General features: G+C 71.0%; 17 protein-coding genes and 1 riboswitch. Of the genes, 8 read left to right on the forward strand and 9 right to left on the reverse strand.

The annotated features are described in order from the left end of the window. Positions 1 to 13 precede the first annotated feature (13 nt). From ACXJKD_RS03795 to ACXJKD_RS03820, 6 genes are all read right to left on the reverse strand, one after another. Positions 14 to 1,651 (reverse strand): RNA polymerase sigma factor, encoded by a 1,638-nt coding sequence (locus tag ACXJKD_RS03795; protein ID WP_457254154.1) that lies wholly within the window; start codon positions 1,649 to 1,651, stop codon positions 14 to 16. Between the two features lie 257 nt (positions 1,652 to 1,908). Continuing rightward, positions 1,909 to 2,310, reverse strand: a complete 402-nt coding sequence (locus ACXJKD_RS03800; protein WP_457253051.1) for a universal stress protein — start codon at positions 2,308 to 2,310, stop codon at positions 1,909 to 1,911. A 129-nt stretch (positions 2,311 to 2,439) separates the two neighbouring features. After that, positions 2,440 to 3,576 carry a homoserine O-acetyltransferase MetX gene (metX, locus tag ACXJKD_RS03805; RefSeq protein WP_457253053.1) on the reverse strand — a complete coding sequence of 379 codons (1,137 nt, stop codon included), beginning with the start codon at positions 3,574 to 3,576 and terminating at the stop codon, positions 2,440 to 2,442. A gap of 17 nt (positions 3,577 to 3,593) precedes the next feature. Continuing rightward, a riboswitch (SAM riboswitch) is annotated at positions 3,594 to 3,704 on the reverse strand. 88 nt (positions 3,705 to 3,792) lie between these two features. Next, positions 3,793 to 4,929, reverse strand: coding sequence for a DUF4192 domain-containing protein (locus ACXJKD_RS03810; protein WP_457253055.1), 1,137 nt, complete (start codon positions 4,927 to 4,929; stop codon positions 3,793 to 3,795). Between the two features lie 208 nt (positions 4,930 to 5,137). Next, complete coding sequence (locus ACXJKD_RS03815; protein ID WP_457253057.1) at positions 5,138 to 5,521, reverse strand: YkvA family protein; 384 nt, start codon at positions 5,519 to 5,521, stop codon at positions 5,138 to 5,140. Positions 5,522 to 5,615: 94 nt separating this feature from the next. Beyond that, complete coding sequence (locus ACXJKD_RS03820; protein WP_457253059.1) at positions 5,616 to 6,332, reverse strand: EcsC family protein; 717 nt, start codon at positions 6,330 to 6,332, stop codon at positions 5,616 to 5,618. A gap of 123 nt (positions 6,333 to 6,455) precedes the next feature. Here ACXJKD_RS03820 and ACXJKD_RS03825 point away from each other — a divergent pair, with 123 nt between their 5' ends. From ACXJKD_RS03825 to ACXJKD_RS03840, 4 genes are all read left to right on the forward strand, one after another. After that, positions 6,456 to 7,364: a sulfurtransferase gene (locus ACXJKD_RS03825; protein WP_457253061.1), complete on the forward strand. Its 909-nt coding sequence runs from the start codon at positions 6,456 to 6,458 to the stop codon at positions 7,362 to 7,364. Between the two features lie 46 nt (positions 7,365 to 7,410). Beyond that, on the forward strand, positions 7,411 to 7,845 hold the full coding sequence (locus tag ACXJKD_RS03830) for a SufE family protein (RefSeq protein WP_457254155.1): 435 nt from the start codon (positions 7,411 to 7,413) through the stop codon (positions 7,843 to 7,845). A 117-nt stretch (positions 7,846 to 7,962) separates the two neighbouring features. Continuing rightward, positions 7,963 to 9,681, forward strand: a complete 1,719-nt coding sequence (locus tag ACXJKD_RS03835) for a DNA polymerase (RefSeq protein WP_457253062.1) — start codon at positions 7,963 to 7,965, stop codon at positions 9,679 to 9,681. Between the two features lie 57 nt (positions 9,682 to 9,738). Continuing rightward, on the forward strand, positions 9,739 to 10,539 hold the full coding sequence (locus tag ACXJKD_RS03840; RefSeq protein WP_457253064.1) for a DUF1206 domain-containing protein: 801 nt from the start codon (positions 9,739 to 9,741) through the stop codon (positions 10,537 to 10,539). A 27-nt stretch (positions 10,540 to 10,566) separates the two neighbouring features. On the opposite strand, the gene ACXJKD_RS03845 is transcribed toward ACXJKD_RS03840, so the two are convergent. Then, complete coding sequence (locus ACXJKD_RS03845) at positions 10,567 to 11,502, reverse strand: PAC2 family protein (protein WP_457253065.1); 936 nt, start codon at positions 11,500 to 11,502, stop codon at positions 10,567 to 10,569. A gap of 254 nt (positions 11,503 to 11,756) precedes the next feature. Here ACXJKD_RS03845 and ACXJKD_RS03850 point away from each other — a divergent pair, with 254 nt between their 5' ends. Both ACXJKD_RS03850 and ACXJKD_RS03855 read left to right on the forward strand, forming a co-directional pair. Further along, positions 11,757 to 12,401, forward strand: coding sequence for a TetR-like C-terminal domain-containing protein (locus tag ACXJKD_RS03850; protein ID WP_457253066.1), 645 nt, complete (start codon positions 11,757 to 11,759; stop codon positions 12,399 to 12,401). A gap of 51 nt (positions 12,402 to 12,452) precedes the next feature. Beyond that, positions 12,453 to 14,006 (forward strand): MFS transporter, encoded by a 1,554-nt coding sequence (locus ACXJKD_RS03855; RefSeq protein WP_457253067.1) that lies wholly within the window; start codon positions 12,453 to 12,455, stop codon positions 14,004 to 14,006. Positions 14,007 to 14,084: 78 nt separating this feature from the next. Here the strand turns inward: ACXJKD_RS03855 and hrpA are convergent, their stop codons facing one another. After that, complete coding sequence (gene hrpA / locus ACXJKD_RS03860; protein WP_457253069.1) at positions 14,085 to 18,086, reverse strand: ATP-dependent RNA helicase HrpA; 4,002 nt, start codon at positions 18,084 to 18,086, stop codon at positions 14,085 to 14,087. A 128-nt stretch (positions 18,087 to 18,214) separates the two neighbouring features. Between hrpA and ACXJKD_RS03865 the strand changes: the two genes are divergently transcribed. Next, entirely contained in the window at positions 18,215 to 18,874 is a 660-nt protein-coding gene (locus ACXJKD_RS03865) for a class I SAM-dependent methyltransferase (protein ID WP_457253070.1), read from the forward strand. Between the two features lie 4 nt (positions 18,875 to 18,878). Next, a complete protein-coding gene (locus ACXJKD_RS03870) occupies positions 18,879 to 20,186 on the forward strand; it encodes a hypothetical protein (RefSeq protein WP_457253072.1) in 1,308 nt (435 codons plus the stop codon). A 12-nt stretch (positions 20,187 to 20,198) separates the two neighbouring features. Here the strand turns inward: ACXJKD_RS03870 and ACXJKD_RS03875 are convergent, their stop codons facing one another. Next, entirely contained in the window at positions 20,199 to 21,518 is a 1,320-nt protein-coding gene (locus ACXJKD_RS03875) for a bifunctional o-acetylhomoserine/o-acetylserine sulfhydrylase (RefSeq protein ID WP_457253073.1), read from the reverse strand. Positions 21,519 to 21,620 lie beyond the last annotated feature (102 nt).

Genomic DNA, 21,620 nt, shown 5'->3' on the forward strand with positions numbered 1-21,620 from the left:
CGGTCCAGCCTCGTCAGTCCAGGTAGTCGCGCAGGACCTGGCTGCGGCTCGGGTGGCGCAGCTTGCTCATCGTCTTGGACTCGATCTGGCGGATCCGCTCACGGGTCACGCCGTAGACCTTGCCGATCTCGTCGAGCGTCTTCGGCTGGCCGTCGGTCAGGCCGAAGCGCATCGAGACCACGCCGGCCTCACGCTCGGAGAGCGTGTCGAGCACCGAGTGCAGCTGCTCCTGCAGCAGCGTGAAGCTGACCGCGTCGGCGGGCACGACGGCCTCGGAGTCCTCGATGAGGTCACCGAACTCGCTGTCGCCGTCCTCACCCAGGGGCGTGTGCAGGGAGATCGGCTCGCGACCGTACTTCTGGACCTCGACGACCTTCTCCGGGGTCATGTCGAGCTCCTTGGCGAGCTCCTCCGGGGTGGGCTCGCGCCCGAGGTCCTGGAGCATCTGGCGCTGCACGCGGGCCAGCTTGTTGATGACCTCGACCATGTGCACGGGGATGCGGATGGTGCGGGCCTGGTCGGCCATCGCGCGGGTAATCGCCTGGCGGATCCACCACGTCGCGTAGGTCGAGAACTTGTAGCCCTTGGTGTAGTCGAACTTCTCGACCGCACGGATCAGACCGAGGTTGCCCTCCTGGATCAGGTCGAGGAAGAGCATGCCGCGGCCGGTGTAGCGCTTGGCCAGCGAGACCACGAGACGCAGGTTGGCCTCGAGCAGGTGGTTCTTGGCCTTCTTGCCGTCCTGGGCGATCCACCAGAGCTCGCGCTTGAGCTTCATCTCGATCTTGTCGCCCGAGTTGAGCCGCTCCTCGGCGAACAGGCCGGCCTCGATGCGCTTGGCGAGCTCGACCTCCTGCTCGGCGTTGAGGAGGGCGACCTTGCCGATCTGCTTGAGGTAGTCCTTGACCGGGTCGGCGGTGGCGCCGGCGGTGACGACCTGCTGCACGGGAGCGTCGTCCTCGTCGTCGTCGCGCAGGACGAAGCCGGCGCCCTCGGACTCCTCGTCCTTCTTGTCGTCGTCCGTCTCGTCCTCGACGACGACGTCCTCGAGCTCGGACTCGACCACCTCGGTGGGCTCGGCCTCCACGACCTCGTCGTCACCAGCCGCGGGGGTGGCGTCGTCTGCGGCGCCCTTGGCGGCCGCCTTGGTGGCGGTCTTCGCCGCGGTCTCGGTGGCCGTCTTCCTGGCGGCCGGTGCGGACTCGCCTGCGGCGGCGGCGGCTGCCTTCTTCGTCGTGGTCGCCTTGGCCGGGGCCGCCTTCGCCGCCTTCGTGGTCGTCTTGGCCGCGGTCGCCTTGGCCGGGGCCAACTCGTCGGCCTTGGCCTCGACCTTGGTCGCGGTCTTGGTCGCGGCGGTCTTCGGCGCAGCCTTCTTGGCCGGCGCGGTGGCCGTCTTCTTGCGGGTGCTGGTGGCAGCCACCGCACGCGAGGCGGTCGCCGAGTCGAGGGTCACGTGGATCCCCTGCTCGTCCAGCGAACGCAGCACAGCCTTCATCCTCTTCGGTGCGATCTCGGCCCCCTCGAGGGCGTCACGCAGCTGCGCGCTGTCGACGGAGCCGTTGGTACGGCCCTGCTTGAGCAGCTTCTGCAGCGCGGGGTGGGAGAACTCCTGGGGGAGAGACGGTGCGGGGCTCGCAGCCTTCTTGGACACAGGCGACACGGACTACCTTTCGTCGCGGACTCGCGGCACGGCGCACGTCATCACAGCCATGCTTTGAGGGGATGTCTGTGACAACAACGGCGGGAGTGGAAGTATTGCGGAGACCGCTCGGGCTGACCCGTCGAGACCTCGTTGATGACATTGTAAAACGAGATGCCCCCATAACCCGCATCGGCGTCACGGATGGCGCCGAACGTCGCGGCGACACCGGTCGCCGACGGCCGCAGCAGGTCGATCGGGCTGCTCGGTCAGGCGTCAGCCTTGACGGCCAGCACCGGGCAGGAGGCGTCGAGCAGGATGCGCTGGGCGTTCGAGCCCAGGATCAGCTTGCCGACCGGGGTGCGACGACGCAGCCCGATGACGATGAAGTCGGCGTTCTCCTCCTCGGCCACCGCGATGAGGTCCTCGGCCGGCTCGTTGCCCCGCACCAGCTGACGCACCTCGTGCTCCAGACCCTCCTCGTCGAGCTCGCCCTGGATGCGCCTGAGCTCGGTCTCGAAGCGGTTGGCCTCCTCACCGTCGAAGTCGCGCCCACCACGCTGGGAGTTGATGACGATGAGCTTCGACTTGCGAAGCAGGGACTCGTCAGCAGCGCGACGCAGGGCCGCACGCCCTTCCTTCGTCGGGACATATCCCACAACGATGGCCACGGGGGACCTCCTACGGTCTGTTCATCGGCCCAGGGTTGGCCGGGGCGGTATTGACCGGAGCCTCGTTGCTCCGACCATGGTGCCCGTGCGGCCGCAGCCGCTGCGCCGACCGTACCGGAAATCCCCCGGTCAGGCAGGCGCAGCCAGCACCTTCGCCACGATCGCGCCGACCTGCTCGATCTCGATGAGGAACCCGTCGTGGCCGTAGTCGGAGTGGACCGTGTGGAGCGCCGTCCCGGGGACCGCGTCGGCGAGCTCGTGCGACAGCCTCGGGGGGTAGAGCCGGTCCGAGTCGACGGCCACCACCACGAGGTCGGCGGTGACCCGCTCGAGCGCTGCCGCCACTCCCCCACGACCGCGACCCACGTCGTGCGAGTTCATCGCCTCGGTGAGGACCACGTAGGAGTTCGCGTCGAAGCGCCCGGCCAGCTTCCCGGCATGGTGGTCGAGGTAGGACTCGACGGCATACCGACCGCGGCCACCCAACGGGTCCTCGGACTGCTGCGGCTCGCGACCGAAGCGCTCGTGCAGCTCGAGCTCGCTGCGGTAGGTGACGTGCGCGATCCGCCGCGCGATCCCCAGCCCGGTCTCGGGTCCGGTGCCGCGCTCGTAGTAGTCACCGCCGTGGAAGTGCGCGTCGGAGCGGATGGCCAGCAGCTGCGCCTGGCACCAGCCGATCTGCTCCGCGGTGGCGTATGCCGTGCTGGCCAGCACGATCGCCGTGCCGATCCGGTCGGGGTGCGTGACCGCCCACTCGATCGCCCGCATGCCACCCATCGAGCCACCGAGCACGGTGTGCCAGCGGTCGACTCCGAGGGCGTCGGCGAGCAGGGCCTCGGTCTGCACCTGGTCGCGCACCGTGATGAACGGGAACCGGCTAGCCCACGGCCTGCCGTCGGGCGCGGGGCTCGAGGGCCCGGTGCTGCCCTGGCAACCACCCAGCACGTTGGCGGCCACGACGAAGTAGCGGTCGGAGTCGAGCGGCTTGCCCGGCCCGACGAGGCCGTCCCACCACCCGGGCGTCGGGTGACCGGGCCCGGTCGGCCCGTCGACATGGCTGTCTCCGGTCAGTGCGTGCTCCACGAGCACCGCGTTGTCGCCGGCGGCGTTCAGCTCGCCCCAGGTCTCGTAGGCCACCCGGACCGCGGGCAGCACCCCTCCGCGCTCGAGCTCGACGGCGCCGAGGTCGACGAACTGGCGGCGACCGACCGGGTCGCCGTCCCGCCAGGCCCCGGAAGTGGCCCGTGGTGGGGAGGTCGTGGTCATCGAAACTGCTCCTGTGGCGCTCGCGCTTGCCGCCCAGGTGAGGGTCGGCCGGGTCTTCACCCGGGGCACCCCACCGCGAGGAGGGTTGCCGCCCAGCAAGCCGGGGCTTGGCGCTGGGACTCATAACCTGCCGCTCATCATACGAGCCGGCCCTCCCCCTGTCCGCTGCGTCCGCTGCGTGGACGTGGTCGCCGTCGTCCACCACGGCTCGGTCACTCACCCCGCCCACGCGTCCTCCCGAGGTCCCGCCCCGCGGCCCGGACGAACCCCGAGATCGAGCATCCGCTCGAGCAGCAGGGCCAGCCGGTAGCCGGGCGAGGCCCCCAGGGCACGCTCCAGACAGGTCCTCGCGAAGGCGCCGTCGCCGAGCCACCACGCGAGGTTGGCCAGCACCGTCAGAGCGGCGGCGGCGTGCTCGTCGGGCACGGCCCTGACCAGGTGCTGCAGCCGGACCAGATGTCGCCTCCCGGCCAGCGTCTCGTCGTGACCGGGGCGGGGCAGGCAGGTGTGGACGGCGTCCACGACGTCGGGCGACAGGCAGTCCCGGGGCAGGGATCCCGGGCACAGCCACGCCACCAGTCCGTCGCGGAGCCCGAGGTCCCGGAGGCTGTCGACGAGCAGCGCGACCTGGTCGGGACGCAACGTCTCGACGATCGGCTCGTCATCCCCTGCGCCCGTGAGCCCCAGCGCAACGGCCCAGACCGACAACGCCTCGAACCGGTGGGCCGCCCGCCCCAGACCACCCGTGCCGGTGCGCTCCTTTCTGGCGGTGCGCTCGGCCCTGCCTGCGCTCTCGGCCCTCCCTGCGCTCTCGGCCCGGGCGGCGCGTTCGGCCAGGGCAGCCGCCACGGGGGCGGTGCGCGCCGGGTCGGCAGCCACGAGTGCCGCGAGCGCTCCCCGACCGGGCAGGGGTGAGACGCCGATCCCGACGAACTCCGCCACCGCCGGCGTGTCGGCCGGCGTGGGGATCGGCGAACCGGCTGCGGGACAGCACCCTTCGACGCAGTCGACCGCGAACCACCTGCCGTCGCGCACCACCATCCGGTCGAGCACCTCCACCCCGGCCCGGACCAGGTGACCGCGGACCGTGTCGAGCCCCGGCCGGCCTGCACCCCTGCGCGTCTCGTAGGCGACGAGCAGGACCGCGTCGGGCTCCTCGCGCAGCAGGGGCGGGATCAGCACCCGGGACGCCTCGTGGGCCTCGGTGGCGGTGGGCAGGTCGACCCGCTCGACCAGGACGACCGCCCGGTCGCGCAGCGCGACCACGACCAGCGAGTCCTCGGGGTGGTAGCCGAGCTGGTAGGGCAGGACGGCGACGACGTCGCCCTGGCTGCGCAACCTGATGGAGTTCATGGGTCCACCGTTCCCGGCCGCGCAGCCCCTCGGCACCGTCGTGCCACCACCCTGTGGACGGAGCGGGTCAGGGCTCACCCCCGTGCACAGTGATGGGGCGGTGCGGCGCCGTATCCGCGCCGGACCGCCCCATCGAGGCTCTGCTGGGGTGGGGCCTCGTCGCCCTCAGACCCGAGGACGGGGGAAGACCTGAGGACCCCGCCGCGCGCTACCGCAGGACGTCGCCCTGGACGGTCTCGTGCGCGGCTGCGCCCTTGCTGGCAGGGTCCAGCCGTTCCCACGCCAGGAAGGACTCCGTCTCGTTGACCACGGTCGCCGCGATCCACGAGACGACGACGGCGTCGTCCGCCAGGCCGAACACCGACAGTGCCAGCTCGGGGATGAGGTCGATCGGGGACACGACGTAGGCGACCGCCCCGAGGACCAGGAGCAGCCGCCCCCGGGTCGTCCCGGCATACTCGCCGCGGAAGGTGGCCGCGAACAGCCTGGGCAGGCTCATCAGCCGTTCCCCCATGCCTGGCGACCCGGGACGGGTGGCGGTGCGCACCGCGGTGGCGATGGTGCGCAGGGCACCGAATCGGTTCATGGGCATGGACGTCCTCCTTGCTCCCGGACGCCAACTGGCCCGGACACGGTGCAAACGACCCGGAGGTCGTGGTGATTCCCTCGCAGCACGGTGACCACGCTCAGATCCCGGTGGCCCTGCGGGGGAACTCGTGCCGGGCGTGGTCGGCGATCTTCTTGAGGAGGAACCCGTCGAGACCGGCTCCGAGGACGCCGCCGATGACCGGGACACCCTTGCCGAACTTCGTCAGCGTCTTCTTGCCGGCGGTCGACAGCAGCCGGAACCCGACCGCCTTGTTGACCACCATCATCGCCGGACCCGGCAGGCGCTGGGCCGCGAGGTTGGCGAGGCGTCCGGTCGAGGCCACCCCGGCCTTCTTGAGCAGGTCGTCGGCATCGGCCCCGACCAGGGTCAACAGCACGGCCGAGCGGATCTCCGGCTGCTTGATGTCGTACCCGCGCAGCGACGCGATGGCCGCAACCATGCGGGTCGCCACGACGTAGAACTCGACGACGTTGGCCGGCAGCGCCACGGGCAGCGTGATGAAGCCGCCGAGACCGGTGACGAACCCACCCGCCGCGGCGAGCTTGAGGTGGCCCCGTACGACGGCGTCGACGGCCTCCTCGGCATCGGGCTTCTCGGCGCGCTTGACGTCGGCGACCTTCTGGGCGGAGTCGAACGGGCCCTTGCCGTCGATGCCCACGTCGAGGAGGCTCTCGATCAGCCCGGTGACGGCGCCGGCGAACATCCCGGAGTCCTCCCGCCCGGCCTTGGCCTGCTCGAGCGCCGAGGTCGGTGCGACCTGCGGCTCGTCCTTGCCCAATCCGAGGAACCCCACGCAACTCTCCCTGATGTCGTCCGGCGCGCTGTCGTGCGTCGGACCGGCCCGGTGACCTGCCCTGACAGCTGTGCTCGCCATCCTGCCACGAGGCCCGATGACCAGCAGGTTTAGCCTTGGAACATGCCTGAGTCCGCTGCCTCGTCCACTGACCGGTCCACCTTCTCCGCCTACGCCCACCCCGACCGGCTCGTCAGCACCGAGTGGCTGGCCGAGCAGGTCGCCGCGGGGCAGGTCGGCGGCCCCGACGGGGTCGTCGTCCTCGAGTCCGACGAGGACGTCCTGCTCTACGACACCGGCCACATCCCCGGTGCGCTCAAGCTCGACTGGCACCAGGACCTCAACGACCCCGTCATGCGCGACTACGTCGACAGCGAGCAGTTCGCGTCCGTCATGTCGGCGCGCGGGGTCGGCCGCGACACGACCGTCGTCATCTACGGCGACAAGAACAACTGGTGGGCGGCCTACGCCCTCTGGGTGATGAGCCTGTTCGGCCACGAGGACGTCCGGCTGCTCGACGGCGGCCGCACCAAGTGGGTCGCGGAGGGCCGCGAGCTGACCAAGGACGTGCCACAGGTTGCCCCGCTGACGGGTGACGCGGCATACCCGGTCGTGGAGCGCGACGACGCACCGATCCGGGCGTTCAAGGACGACGTGCTGGCCCACCTCGGCGGACCGCTCGTCGACGTCCGCTCCCCGGGCGAGTACTCCGGTGAGCTGCTGCACATGCCCGACTACCCGCAGGAGGGGGCCATGCGTGGCGGCCACATCCCCGGTGCCAAGTCGGTGCCGTGGGCGCGTGCGGCCAACGAGGACGGCACGTTCAGGTCCCGCGAGGACCTGGAAGCCATCTACCTCACCGAGCAGGGCCTGTCGCCGACTGACCCCACGATCGCCTACTGCCGCATCGGTGAGCGCTCCTCGCACACGTGGTTCGTGCTGACCCACCTGCTCGGCTTCGACACGGTGCGCAACTACGACGGCTCGTGGACCGAATGGGGCAACGCGGTCCGCGTCCCCGTGGAGAAGTGAGACGCCGGTGAGCCAGGACACGACCCGCGCGGAGCTGCCGGCGGCGATGCAGGAGATCGCCGACGACTTCGCCGATCTCCTTGCGCCGCAACGGTTGGAGCTGCTGCTGGAGTTCAGTGAGGGTCTGCCCCAGCTGCCGGAGAGGTATGCCGGTCGGCTGGGTGAGATGGAACAGGTCCACGAGTGCCAGTCGCCGATCTTCCTGGCGGTGGAGGTCGGGGACGAACCGGCGGACTCCCCGGGAGACCGCCCGGTGCACCTGTACTTCTCCGCACCCCAGGAGGCGCCGACCACGAGAGGCTTCGCCGCGATCCTGCACGAGGGCCTCGACGGGCTCACCGTCGACGAGGTGCTCGCGGTGCCCGAGGACGCGCCCTACCGGTTCTCACTGGGCGAGGCGGTCTCGCCGCTGCGGCTGCGCGGCATGGTCGGGATGCTGAGCCGGATCAAGCGCCAGGTCGCCCTGAAGACCCGCGCCTAGTACCCCCTCACGGCGCCTCCCTCGGCCCCGGTGTCCCGCATTCCTCGGGTGACCCGATGAGTGGTCGTCGGCACGGTCTCCGGGCCCGTCGGTGCGGGGTGCGAGGATGAGCCCGCCATGGCTGCCCTCGTCGCGTTCGTCACCTCCCCGGACGGTCGTGCCGCCCTCGTCGGCGCCGGGCTCGACGCCCCCCTCGAGCACCTCGGGCCGCTGGCCACGCTCGTGCACCGGGCCGCGGAGCTCGAGACCGACCGCCCGACCCGCTGGGTCTGGTGGTCGGCCGCCGTCGACGCGCTCCCCCTGGCGTCGGCGGGCCTCCCCCTGGCGCGGTGCTGGGACGTGGCCGAGGCCCACCGCCTCCTCGTGGGCGGCTGGGAGGCGACTCCCCAGGTGGCCTGGGCCGCAGCTCACGGACTACAGCGGGCGGGCCTGCCCGAGGCGACCCGCGGCGACCTGTTCGACTTCAGCGCCGCCCACCCGACCGACCACGGGCCGGACGCCACGGCGAGGAGCCGCGTGGTGCGGGCACATGGGTACCTCGACCCCGACGCGGGCACCGCGAGCTGGCACCCCGACGACGACACGCTCCTGGCCTGGGGGCGCGCCGCCCTCGACTGTGCCCGCGCGCAGGAGGAAGCCCTCGGCGCGGTCGGAGCCCGCGCGGTGGCGGCGGCCCACTCGGAGTCGGCCGCGGCATACCTCTGCCTCGAGCTCGCCCGCGACGGCCTGCCGGTCGACCGCGCGACGGCCGAGCGGATGATCGCGGAGGCCGCGGGAGCCCGTCCCGAGGACGAGGCAGACGCACGTCGCATCCGGGCCGAGCGCGACCGCGCCGTCCTCGCCCACACACCCGGACGCGAGACCACCGACCTGCGAAATCCCTTGCAGGTCAAGGAGCTCCTCGCCTCGGTGGGGGTCGTCGTGCCCAACACCCGCAAGTGGGTGCTCGAGCCGTTCCGCGACACCCACCCGCTCGTGGAGGCGCTGTTGGAGTGGCGCAAGGCCGAGCGCATCGCCACCACCTACGGCTACCCGTGGCTCGATGCCCACGTCGGCCCCGATGACCGCCTCCGGGGCGGCTGGACCGCGTGCGACGGCGCCGCGGGCCGGATGACCGCCCAGAACGGCCTGCACAACCTGCCCACGTCCCTACGACCCGCGGTGGCAGCCCACCCGGGCCACGTGTTCGTGCGCGCCGACCTCGGTCAGATCGAGCCGCGGGTGCTGGCCGCGGTCTCGGGCGACGAGGCGTTCGCGGCGGCGACCCGCGCCGACGACCTCTACGCACCGGTCGCCGTCGCCCTCGGGGTGGAGCGCCCGGTGGCCAAGATCGCGGTGCTCGCCGCGATGTACGGCCAGCGCAGCGGAGCAGCCGGCGAGGCGCTCAAGGGCCTCGAACGCACCTACCCCGTCGCCATGGGCTACCTCGACGCCGCGTATGCCGCGGGGCTGCGGCGCGAGCCGCTGCGCACCTACGGGGGCCGCCTGATCCGACTCGACGCCGTCCTCGCGGACGTGCCGGCCGAGTCCGTGGCCGCGTACGACGCAGCCCGGGGGCGGTTCGCCCGCAACGCCGTCATCCAGGGCTCGGCGGCCGAGCTCTTCAAGGCGTGGGCCGCGACGGTGCGGGCGACCACGCGGGACCTCGGCGCCCAGATCGTCCTCTGCCTCCACGACGAGCTGCTGGTGCACGTGCCGCAGGCGAACGCCGAGGAGACCCGCCGCAGGCTCGACCAGGCCCTCACCGACAGTTCCCGCCGCTGGACGGGGTCGACCCAAGTCCGGTTCGTGGCCGACGCTTCGGTGATCCACCGCTGGTCGGAGGCGAAGGAGTAACCGGGATCTTGCGCCGACAAACCCCTGACCTGCGGCAACGCATGGTTAGGTGGGGGCATGGATCACCAGGACGTCAAGCAGGCCGCCTCCAGGGCTGCCGACCACCCAGCCCTCGAGGCCGTCGCCCGCGTGGGTTACGCCGTCAGCGGGCTGCTGCACCTGCTCATCGGGTGGATCACGCTGCAGGTCGCCTTCGGCGGAAGCGGCAAGAACGCCGACCAGAGCGGCGCCCTGGCGTCCCTGGCCGGCAACGGCGCGGGCAAGGCCGCCCTGTGGGTGGGCGTCATCGGCTTCCTCGGCCTGGCGATCTGGCAGGTCGCGGATGCCATCGTGGGGCACCCGGGTGACGACAAGGACGCGTGGGGCGGTCGGGCGAAGGCCGTCGGCAAGGCCCTCGTCTACCTCGCGCTCGCCTTCTCGGCCTTCAACTTCGCTCGCGGCAAGTCCAGCAACGGCCGGAGCCAGAGCATCGACTTCACCTCGAAGCTGCTCGACAAGCCCGGTGGTCGCGCCCTCGTCGTGGTGGTCGGCCTCGTCGTGATCGGGATCGGGCTCTACCACGTCTACAAGGGCGCCAAGAAGAAGTTCCTCGAGGACCTCAAGGAGCACCCCGGCACGTGGGCCACCCGCGCTGGGCGGATCGGCTACATCGCCAAGGGCGTCGCCCTCGTCATCGTCGGCTTCCTCTTCGTCGCTGCCGGGGTGCACAAGCAGGCCAAGGAGGCCAGCGGGCTGGACGGTGCACTGAAGTCGCTGCGGGACGAGTCGTTCGGCCCCGTGCTGCTGGTCGTGATGGCGGTCGGCTTCGCCGCCTTCGGCCTCTACAGCTTCGCCCGCGCCAAGCACGCCAAGGTCTGATCGACCCCCGGGTGGTCCGGGCCCAGCTCAGCTGGGGTTGCCCTCGCCGGAGGCCTCGTCGTCGGCGACGTCGCGCAGGAACTGTTCGAACTCGGCCCCGATCTCGTCGGCTGACGGCAGCTCGCTGACGTCGGTGGCCAGCAGGCTCGGCTTCTGACGGCCTTCGCTGAAGGTGTCGTACTGGCGCTCGAGCGCCGCAATCACCTGGGACACCTCGTCGGACCCCTCGATCTCGCGGGCGATCTCGGCCCGGTTGAGCCCGGCCTGCGCGATGAGGTCGTCGATCGGGAGGTTCAGGCCGGTGGCCGCGGTGATGGCGTTGAGGGCCGTGACCGCGCCGTCGGCGAACTCGGCCTGGGCGAGGTAGTGCGGCACGTGCACCGCGAACCCGAGGGCGTCATGACCCGACTCCCCCAGCCGCAGCTCGAGCAGCGAGGACAGGCTCGCCGGCACCTCGACGCGCCCGAACGGGTTGTCCTGCAACGGAATCAGTCGCGGGTCGGTGGCGTGGGAGGTCAGCCCGATCGGCCGGGTGTGCGGGACGGCCATGGGGATGCCGTGCGCGCTGACGACGAGGTTGACCCCGAGCAGCACGACCAGCTGGCGGACCGCCTCGGTCATGCGCTCCCACTGGAAGTCCGGCTCGGGCCCGGTGAGCAGCAGGTAGGGGGTGCCGTCGCGGTCGACCAGCCGGTGCAGGGCCAGGCACGGGTCGTCGTAGCTGAGCCAGCGGTTGGAGTCGAAGACCATCCCCGGGCGGCGGCTGCGGTAGTCGACCATCTGGTCGGTGTCGAAGGACGCGACGACGGTGGACTCGCCGGTGGCCAGCAGGTGGTCGGTGAGCAGTCGCTGCGTGTGGCCGGCGTCCATGAACCCGCCCAGCGCGACGAGCAGGACCGACGCCCGCAGCTCCTGCGGGTCGGTGTCGGTCTCGAAGTGGTAGAGCTCGGACGGGTTCAGCACGGCTACTCCAGCGGTCGGTTCGACGATCTGCGTTCGACCCGGGTCGCTGGGTGCGACCCGGTCGACAGTGCCAACGCTTCAGCATGGCAGGGGATTCCGCCGTCCACCTCCACCACCGTCGGGAGGTCGCCCACCAACTTCAGTGTGACGCCGGTCACATTCGGATATTTTGCGGAATGGCTCGACCGGGCGTACGGTTCGATGAAACGAAACAGTTTCGTTCCATCCCGATGAGCAGGACCGAGGAAGCAGCCGTGACCCCCACCAGCACCGCCACCGCCCCGGAGACGCAGGAGGCGCCCGAGCCGGCGCGCACCCGTCCCCGCGTCGAGGGTGACCGCGAGCGGGAGATCCTCGAGGCCGCGCTCATCACGCTCGCCGACGTCGGCTACGACCGGCTCAACTTCGACGCGGTGGCCAGTGCTGCCAAGGCGTCCAAGGCGACGCTCTACCGCCGTTGGCCGGGCAAGGTCGACCTCGTCGTCGACGCGCTGCAGCTGATGATCGGGGTGGAGGCCGACCGCTTCCCCGACACCGGCACCCTGCGCGGAGACCTGATCGCCCAGGCCTGCGCCAAGGGGGGTATCGGTGAGGACCTCCCCCTGCAGGTCTTCGCCGCCCTGCTCGGCTCGCTGCACCGCGACCCGGAGCTCCGTGACGCCATCATGACCCGCCTGATGGGTCCCAAGATGGCGGTCACGCTCATGGCCTTCCGCGCTGCTCAGCAGCGCGGGGAGATCGGCAAGGACGCCGATCTGGAGACGCTGGCACGCCTGCTGCCGGCGATCACCATCCACGAGGCGATGCTGACGGGTGCGCACCCGTCGCAGGAACGCCTCATCACCTTGGTGGACAGCGTCGTCCTCCCTGCCTGCGCCGCGACGTTGCAGCGCGACTGACCACGCACCACCACCACATCAGCCGCACCACCCACACACCAAGGAACAACCATGTCCTCCACTGCTGTCGTCGAGCCTGTCTCGACGCCGGAATCCGAAGCCGCGACCAGCGGCAAGGGCCGGCACCTGGGCATCGCCCTGACCGTCATCACGGCCGCCCAGCTCATGGTCGTGCTCGACGGCACGATCGTGAACATCGCGATGCCGCACATCATGACCGACCTCGGCTTCACCCAGGAGAACCTCTCGTGGGTCGTCACGGCCTACACCCTCGCCTTCGGCGGGCTCCTGCTGCTCGGTGGCCGCCTCGGTGACCTGTTCGGTCGCCGCAAGGTCTTCATGACCGGCGTGCTCGTCTTCGCGGGCGCCTCCCTCCTCGGCGGCCTCGCCCAGACCGAGGGCATGCTGCTCGGTGCCCGCGCCCTCCAGGGCATCGGTGCCGCACTCGCCTCACCCACCGCCCTCGCCCTGATCACCACCACGTTCCCGGCCGGCCCGGCGCGCAACCGCGCCATGGGCGTGTATGCCGCGATGTCCGGTGCCGGTGCGGCGGTGGGCCTCATCCTCGGTGGCGCGCTCACCGAGATCGACTGGCGGTGGACGATGTTCATCAACGTGCCGATCGGCCTCCTCGTCGCCTTCCTCGCCCCGCGCTTCCTCCCGGAGTCCGCCCGCGGCAACGGTCGGATCGACGTCCCCGGAGCGATCCTGGGCACCGGTGGCCTGGTCTCCCTCGTCTACGGCCTCACGAACGCCGCCAGCGACTCCTGGACCTCCGGCACGACCCTCACCACGCTCATCGCCGGTGTCGCGATGCTGGTCGCCTTCGTCGTCGTCGAGATGCGTTCCACCCACGCCCTCATGCCGATCCGCATCCTGGCCGACCGCACCCGCGGCACGTCCTTCGCCGTGATGCTCATCGTCGGCGCCGCGATGTTCGCGATGTTCTACTTCCTCGGCCTCTACATCCAGCAGGTGCTGGGCTACTCGCCGCTGAAGTCCGGCTTCGCGTTCCTGCCGTTCTCCTTCGGCATCGTCGTGGCGGCGCAGATCGCCTCCACCCTGATGACCCGCGTCGACCCCCGGTGGATCGCCGGCGTCGGCACCCTGCTGGCCGCGACCGGCATGTTCGGCTTCGCCCAGCTCGACGTGGACAGCTCGTACGCCACCGGCCTGCTCCCCTGGATCACCATCCTCGCCGTCGGCATGGGCCTGACCTTCGTGCCGATGACGCTCACGGCGACCGCCGGGGTGGCCTCGGAGGACTCCGGTGTCGCCTCTGCGGTGCTCAACACCATGCAGCAGGTCGGTGGTGCCCTCGGGCTGGCGACCCTCAGCACGGTGTTCGCCAACGGTGCCAGGGACCGTGGTGCCGAGCTCGGCGCCGCCCTGCAGGCCAAGGCAGGCTCCGGCGCACTCTCCCCGGAGCAGATCCAGGCCGCCCAGCACCAGATCGCGCTCCAGGCGCAGACGTTCGGTTCCAGCCACGCCTACTGGGTGGCCGGGATCATGATCATCGTCGGCTCACTGGTCACGTTCGGTTTCCTCAACGTCAAGCACGAGTCGCTGTCGTCCGAGGGCCACGAGAACGTGCACCTCGCCTGACCGTCACCGCACCGACGAGGGCCCCGACCACAGCCGTGGTCGGGGCCCTCGTCCGTCGTGGGTGCAGGGGCGCCCGGCTCAGCCCAGGGCGCCGATGGCTGCGCGGATCCGCTTCTCCGACACCGGGTATGCCGTGCCGAGCCCGTTCGCGAACAAGCTCACCCTCAGCTCCTCGACCATCCACCCCACGTCGCGGACCGGCGCCGAGCGCCGCTCGACGACGGGCAGGGAGTCGAGCAGGTCGGCATACGCGATCTCGACCCGGTCGACGACCTCCTGGTTCGCCGCGTCGCGGGCCAGGGCGGTCGGCGACGAGGGCGCCTTCTCGAGCCGCTGGAGCATCGCCTTGAGGTAGCGGCGCAGGGCCGGCAGGTGCGCCAGCCCCGTGTCGGCCACGAAGCCGGCGTAGACGAGGCTGTCGAGCTGGGCGCGCACGTCCGCGACGAGCGCGGAGGTGGCCGGCGCCGCAAGGCTGTCGAGCCGTACCCGGACCTCGTTGGCTGCCGACAGCACCGGCTCGACCTCGGCGACCACGGTCAGCACCCGGGTCGCGACGTGGGTCCGGACTGCGGCGAGCACCTCGCCGAAGGCGGCGGCGTCACGGACACCCCCACCGCTGGCGGGTCCACCGGCCGAGCGTTCGAGGACGATCGCATCGACCGCGCAGGCGAGGGCGTCCTCCAGCAGGGCAGGCACCGAACCGTGGGGATTGTTGCCGAGGGCCAGCTTCTGCGCGTTGCCCAGCGAGGCCAGCACCCGCTTCCACGGTGCTGTGGTGTTGAGCAGCAGGAGCCTGCGCACGCCCAGGACGGTCGCGGCGTCGGCCTCCCGCTCACCGGTCATCACGACCAGGTCGACCGCGTCGCCGCGGTCGACGAGGGCTGGGTAGCCCTGAACCGTGCGGCCACCGGAACTCGACTCGAAGGTGCGCGGCAGATCACCGAAGTCCCACTGCCGCAGGCCCTTTCGCTCGACTGCAGCGCCGGCGCGTGACATCCGCCGTTGGACCTGTCCGGCGAGCTCGTCCTGCAGCCGGGCCAGCTCCTTGCCGCTGCCCAGCACCCGCCCGTTGCCGTCCTCGACGGCGAACGTGATGCGCAGGTGGTCGGGGACGCGCTCGTCGGCGAACTGCTCCGCGGGCACGGCGATCCCGGTGCGGGCGTGCAGCACCCGAGCGAGCTCGTCCGCCAGCCTGCGTCCACCGCCGGGCTGCGCCTGCGCCAGGGCGGCGGCGGCATGGTCGGGGGCCGGCACGAAGTGGACGCGAGTCGCCTTCGGCAGCGACCGCAGCAGGGCGGTCGCCAGCTCTTCGCGCAAGCCGGGCACCTGCCAGTCGAACCCGTCGTCGGTGACCTGGTTGAGGACCTGCACGGGGATGTGGACCGTCACGCCGTCGGCCGCCGCGCCCGGTTCGAACTGGTAGGTCACCGGCAGCTCGATCCCGCCCTGGGTCCAGCTCTTCGGGTAGTCACGGGCCGAGACGCCCTCGGCGGTGTCGCGGGTCAGCAGCTCCTCGGTGAACGTCAGCAGCTGTGGCGTCTGCCTGCGCGCGTCCTTCCACCACCGGTCGAAGTGGCGCTGGGAGACCACCTCCGCCGGGACCCGCGCGTCGTAGAACGCGATGAGGTCCTCCTCGTCGACCAGGATGTCGCGTCGGCGGGCGCGCTCCTCGAGCTCCGAGAGTCGTTGCAACAGCTTCTGGTTCGCCTTGAAGAACTCGTGGTGGGTGTCCCAGTCACCCTCGACGAGGGCGTGCCGGATGAACAGGTCGCGCGACTCCTCGGGGTTGATCCGTGCGTACTGGACGGTGCGCGCGGCCACGAGGGGCACGCCGTAGAGGGTGACCCGCTCGGTGGCCACGACAGCGCCCTGCTTGCGGGACCAGCGCGGCTCGGAGTAGGTGCGCTTCACGAGGTGGCTGGCGAGCCGCTCGGCCCAGACCGGGTCGATCCGCGCGTTGCTGCGGGCCCACAACCGGGTGGTCTCGACGAGCTCGGCGGACATCACCCAGGTCGGCTGGCGGCGGAACAGCGTCGAACCGGGCGAGATGCCGAACCGCGCGCCCCGGGCACCGAGGTAGTCACGCTTTGCCTCGTCGCGCAGACCGATGTGGGACAACAGCCCAGCCAGCAGGGCCTGGTGGACGAGGTCCGCGTTCGGCGGCTCCCCCGGGGCGGACGTCGCCGACCTCGGGTCGATGTCGAGGTCCTGGCAGGCCTTGCGGAGCTGGCTGTGCAGGTCCTGCCACTCCCGGACCCGGAGGTAGTGCAGGAACTCCGTGCGGCACATCCTGCGGAAGGCGCTGTGCGACAACGCCTTCTGCTGCTCCTTGAGGTAGGCCCAGAGGTTCAGCAGCGAGACGAAGTCGGAGTGCTCGTCACGGAACCGCGCGTGCGACTGGTCGGCCTGCGTCTGCTTGTCGGCGGGGCGCTCCCGGGGATCCTGCATCGACAGCGCGGCGACGATGATGAGGACCTCGCGGGCGCAGCCGAGCTTCCCCGCCTCGATCAGCATGCGCCCCAGGCGCGGGTCCACGGGCAGCCGGGCCAGGGCCCGTCCGTATGCCGTGAGCCGGCGTCCCTCGCGGCGCCCACCCCGGGCCCGTGGTCGGCCGCCCTCGGGCACTGCTTCCGTCCCCGCCGGCCGCTCCGACTCCGCCGCGTCCGGTGCCGAAGGGTCCGCCATGGCGAACGCGCCCAGCTCCTCGAGCAGGCGCACCCCGTCGGCGACCTGCCGCGCGTCGGGCGCGTCGACGAACGGGAACCGGCCGACGTCGCCGAGACCCAGGGCGGTCATCTGCAGGATGACCGACGCGAGGCTCGTGCGCTGGATCTCGGGCTCGGTGAACTCCGGCCGGGCGAGGTAGTCGTCCTCGGAGTAGAGCCGGATGCAGATGCCGTCCGCGAGCCGGCCACAGCGACCGGCACGCTGTTTGGCGCTGGCTTGCGAGATGGCCTCGATCGGGAGGCGCTGCACCTTGGTGCGCTGGGAGTAGCGGGAGATGCGCGCGGTGCCGGCGTCCACGACATACCGGATGCCGGGGACGGTCAACGACGTCTCGGCGACGTTGGTGGCCAACACGATCCGGCGCCCGCTGGCCCGCCCGAAGACCTTGTGCTGCTCCGCGGCGGAGAGCCGCGCGTAGAGCGGGAGCACCTCGGTCTGGGGCAGCTTCATCGACTCCAGTGCGTCGGCCGTGTCTCGGATCTCGCGCTCCCCCGACAGGAACACGAGGATGTCGTGACCGGTGCCGTCGGCGGCGCGCTCGGTCCACAGCTCCTCCACCGCCTCGCAGACGGCGGTGACCTGGTCACGCTCTTCGGCGTCGGGTCGCTCCGGGTCGACGAGCGGGCGGTAGCGGACCTCGACGGGGTAGGTGCGGCCCGAGACCTCGATGATCGGCGCCGGCTCGTCTGCGATCGTCGAAAAGTGCTCCGCGAAGCGTTGCGGGTCGATGGTCGCCGAGGTGATGACGACCTTGAGGTCGGGGCGCTGCGGAAGCAGCTGCTTGAGGTAGCCGAGGATGAAGTCGATGTTGAGCGACCGCTCGTGGGCCTCGTCGATGATGATCGTGTCGTACTTGCGCAGCAGCCGGTCGCGCTGGAGCTCGTTGAGCAGGATGCCGTCGGTCATCACCTTGACGAGCGTGTTGTCGCTGCTCTGGTCGGTGAAGCGCACCTGGTACCCGATCGCCCCCCCGAGCTCGACCTCCAGCTCCTCGGCGATCCGTTCAGCCACGGAGCGTGCAGCGATGCGGCGCGGCTGGGTGTGCCCGATCAGGCCGGCCCGCCCACGCCCGACCTCGAGGCAGATCTTGGGCAGCTGGGTCGTCTTCCCGGACCCCGTCTCCCCCGCGACGATGACGACCTGGTGGTTCCGGATCGCTGCCGCGATGTCGTCCTTGCGCGCCACGACCGGGAGGTCCAGCGGGTACTTCAACTCGGGGACCGGGATGTCCTGCCTCCGAGGCGCCGCTCGCTGCCGCGCTGGTCGCTGCCCAGTGGGTCGCTGCCCCTCCGGCCGCTTGCGCCGACCCCGGTTCCGGGCAGCACGGGGCTGCGGAGAGTCGGCGGAGGACATGGCCGCAGCATACGTTCGGCGTGCTCTCCCCGCGGACGAGGCAGGAACGACCCTTCCTCCTCTAAGGTGACCTGACGATGAACACCCGGTGAACATCTCTCCGCACCCCAAAGACGAGGTTTCCTCCTGTGACATCCCCCGACCTGTCGCCCGAGGCCGCGACCAGCGACCGCAGCGGCTACTGGAACGACTACTACGCCGCCAGGGCAGCCACCCAGCGTCCGCTCCCCTCCCAGTTCGCGGCCTTCGTCGCGGGTGAGCTCCAGGGCCCGACCCGCGTCATCGAGCTCGGCTGCGGCAACGGCCGGGACTCCCTCTTCTTCGCCTCCTACGGTCACGACGTCACCGGCGTCGACGGCTCGCAGTCCGCGGTCGCCGCTGCCAGCGCCACCGCCGAGGCCAATGGGGTCAAGGCGAACTTCCTCGTCTCGTCGATCGACGACCCCGCGCTGCCCGAGCGGCTCGGCGCCGCGTCCGGGCCACTGACGATCTACGCCCGGTTCTTCGTCCACGCGATCACTGATCGCGAGGAGCAGGACTTCCTCACCCTGGCCGCCGGTCTCACCTCGCCCGGCGACCTGCTCGCCGTCGAGTACCGCACCGTGCGCGACCAGACCGGCGCCAAGGTGACCGGTGCGCACTACCGCCGGTTCGTGGCCCCTGCGACCTTCCAGGCCCGCGCCCTGAGCAAGGGGTTCGAGGTCACCTACGCCACCGAGGGCTTCGGCTTCGCCAAGTACCGCCAGGACGACGCGTACTGCGCCCGCGAGCTCTTCACCCGAGTGTGACCCGATGACCGCCGGCGCCCAGCCCCTGGCTGACCTCGAGGACATCATCCGGGCCGGCCGCGCCCTCTTCCCGGACCTCGATGTCATCGCACCCGACGGGCTGCTCGACCTGCAGCTCGCCCATGACGGGATCCGTCGGCTGCGGGTCGAGGGAGCCTCCGAGCAGTTCCTGCACCTGCAGTCGCTGGGCGTGGACACCACGAAGGGCTCCGTCGGACGACGGGACGCCAAGGTGACCACGAGCAGCTGGCACAAGAACTTCGGCGACGCCTTCAACTCGGTGCGACTGCTCGACGTCGAGCACCCGTCCGGCACGGCCCTGCACACCGGGGCCGACAGCCCCGGCTGGGTGGAGCTGGCGTTCAAGAAGCCGGTGGACCTGCGTCGGGTGCGCCTGCGCAACGTCCCAGGAGCCACCGCGCGGCGGCTCAGGGGGGTCCGGGTGCTCGTCGAGGGCCCGGCCGGGTGGGTCGTCGTCTACGACCACCTCGCCCGGGTGGACCAGCTGCGCCAGACCCTCGCCGCGCCCGCCAGCAACGGCGCGTCGGCCGAGCTCAGCGCCTTGCTGCCCATCCTCGGCGACACCTTCGGCGGCTTCTACGAGGAGGCCCGCAAGGCCCTCGACGCCCTGACCGACGTGCCCGACCAGCAGCGCTCGGCCTTCCGCACCGTGGTCACGCACGCCCTCCTCGCCGACCGGGCGATGGAGTGGACGGTCCACGGCCCGCAGCGCTGCTTCCGCTTCTGGACCGAGCAGGAGAAGGTCCGCTACGTCGGGTCCGCGGTCGAGATCACCGACGCGCTGGCCTCCCTCACCCCGCACGTCTGCTTCGGGTTCGGGGCGGCGCTGTCCGTGGTCCGTGACGGTGCACTCATCCCCCACGACGACGACCTCGACATCATCATCGCCTTCGACCCTCACGAGGCGAGCACGCTGGCCGAGGGTCTCGCCCTGGTCGAGCAGCACCTGCGGCCCCTCGGGTTCACGGTGACGGGCAACTTCTCGGCGCACCGCCACGTGCGCAAGCCTGGCGCGAAGCACGTCGACGTCTTCGTCGGGCTCTTCGAGGGCGACGTCGTGTCCTGGTATCCGGGTGCCCGGGGCGCCCTCACCCGGGACATGATGTTCCCGGCCTCGAGCGCTCCCCTGATGGGAGTCACCTGCCCGTTGCCCCGCAACCCGCTCGTCTACCTCGAGCGGTTGTACGGCACCGGGTGGCGGCACCCCGACCCGAACTTCCGGCACACCTGGGACCGGTCGGCCTACGCCGACCTCGCCGGTGGCCGCAAACCTGCGACCACCGGCAGCTGAGGCGGACGCGGGTCAGGCTCCCTTCGCGGCGATGAAGCCCTGCTCGAGGTCGGCGATGATGTCGTCGATGTGCTCGATCCCCACGGCCAGCCGGACCAGCCCCGGGGTGACGCCGGCCTTGAGGCGGTCGCCGTCCGGACCCTGCGAGTGGGTCGTCGACGCCGGGTGGATCGCGAGCGACCGGACGTCACCGATGTTGGCGACGTGGCTGTGCAGCACCAGCGACTCGACGAACCGTCGACCCGCCTCGACCCCACCGGCGATCTCGAAGGCGAGCACGGCACCGGCCCCTCGTGGGGTGTACTTCTTCGCCTTGGCGTAGGACTCGTGGTCGGGCAGCGAGGCCCACACGACCTGCTCCACCTGCTCGTGCCCCTGGAGGTACGCCGCCACCTTGTGGGTGTTCTCGAGGTGCCGCTCGAGGCGCAGGCTCAAGGTCTCGATGCCCTGCGCGATGAGGAACGCGTTGAACGGCGAGATGGCCGGGCCGAGGTCGCGCAGCAGCTGCACCCGGGCCTTGAGGATGAAGGCCAGGTTCGCGCCCAAGGGGCTGCCGACGCCGAGGTCACGGGCGAAGACGAGCCCGTGGTAGCTCTCCTCGGGCGTGTTGTAGTTGGGGAACTTCTCCGGGTCTGCACCGAAGTCGAAGGTGCCGCCGTCGACGATCACGCCGGCGATCGAGGTGCCGTGGCCGCCGAGGTACTTGGTGGCGGAGTGCAGGACGATGTCGGCTCCCCACTCCAGGGGCCGGATGAGGAACGGGGTGGCGATCGTGTTGTCGACGACGAGCGGCACGCCGGCCTCGTGGGCCGCGGCCGCCACGGCCTCGATGTCGAGCACCTCCGACTTGGGGTTCGAGATGGTCTCGCCGAAGAACAGCTTGGTGTTGGGCTGGACCGCCGCCTTCCACGACGCGATGTCGTTGGGGTCCTCGACGAAGGTCACCGTGATCCCGAACTTGGGCAGCGTGTGCTTCAGCAGGTTGAACGTCCCGCCGTAGAGGCTGGGGCTGGCCACGATGTGGTCGCCCGCCTCCGCGATGTTGAGGATCGCGAGGGTCTCGGCGGCTTGGCCCGAGGCGACGAGGAGCGCGCCGACGCCACCCTCGAGCGAGGCGACGCGCTGTTCGACCGCATCCTGCGTCGGGTTCATGATGCGGGTGTAGATGTTGCCGAACTCCTTGAGCGCGAACAGGTTCGCCGCGTGCTCGGTGTCCTTGAAGACGTACGACGTGGTCTGGTAGATCGGCAGGGCGCGGGCGCCCGTGGCGGCGTCCGGCTCCTGTCCGACGTGGACCTGGCGGGTCTCGAACGACCAGTTGGTGGAGCTCATCTCAGGTTCCTTCACTCTCGTGTGCCGCGGTGCGGCGTCGGGGCCCGTATGCCGGTGGGTCCCGATCGAGAGTGGCTGATCGAGCTGCTGGTGCCACCTCCA

This window comes from Pedococcus sp. P5_B7, from assembly GCF_054049895.1.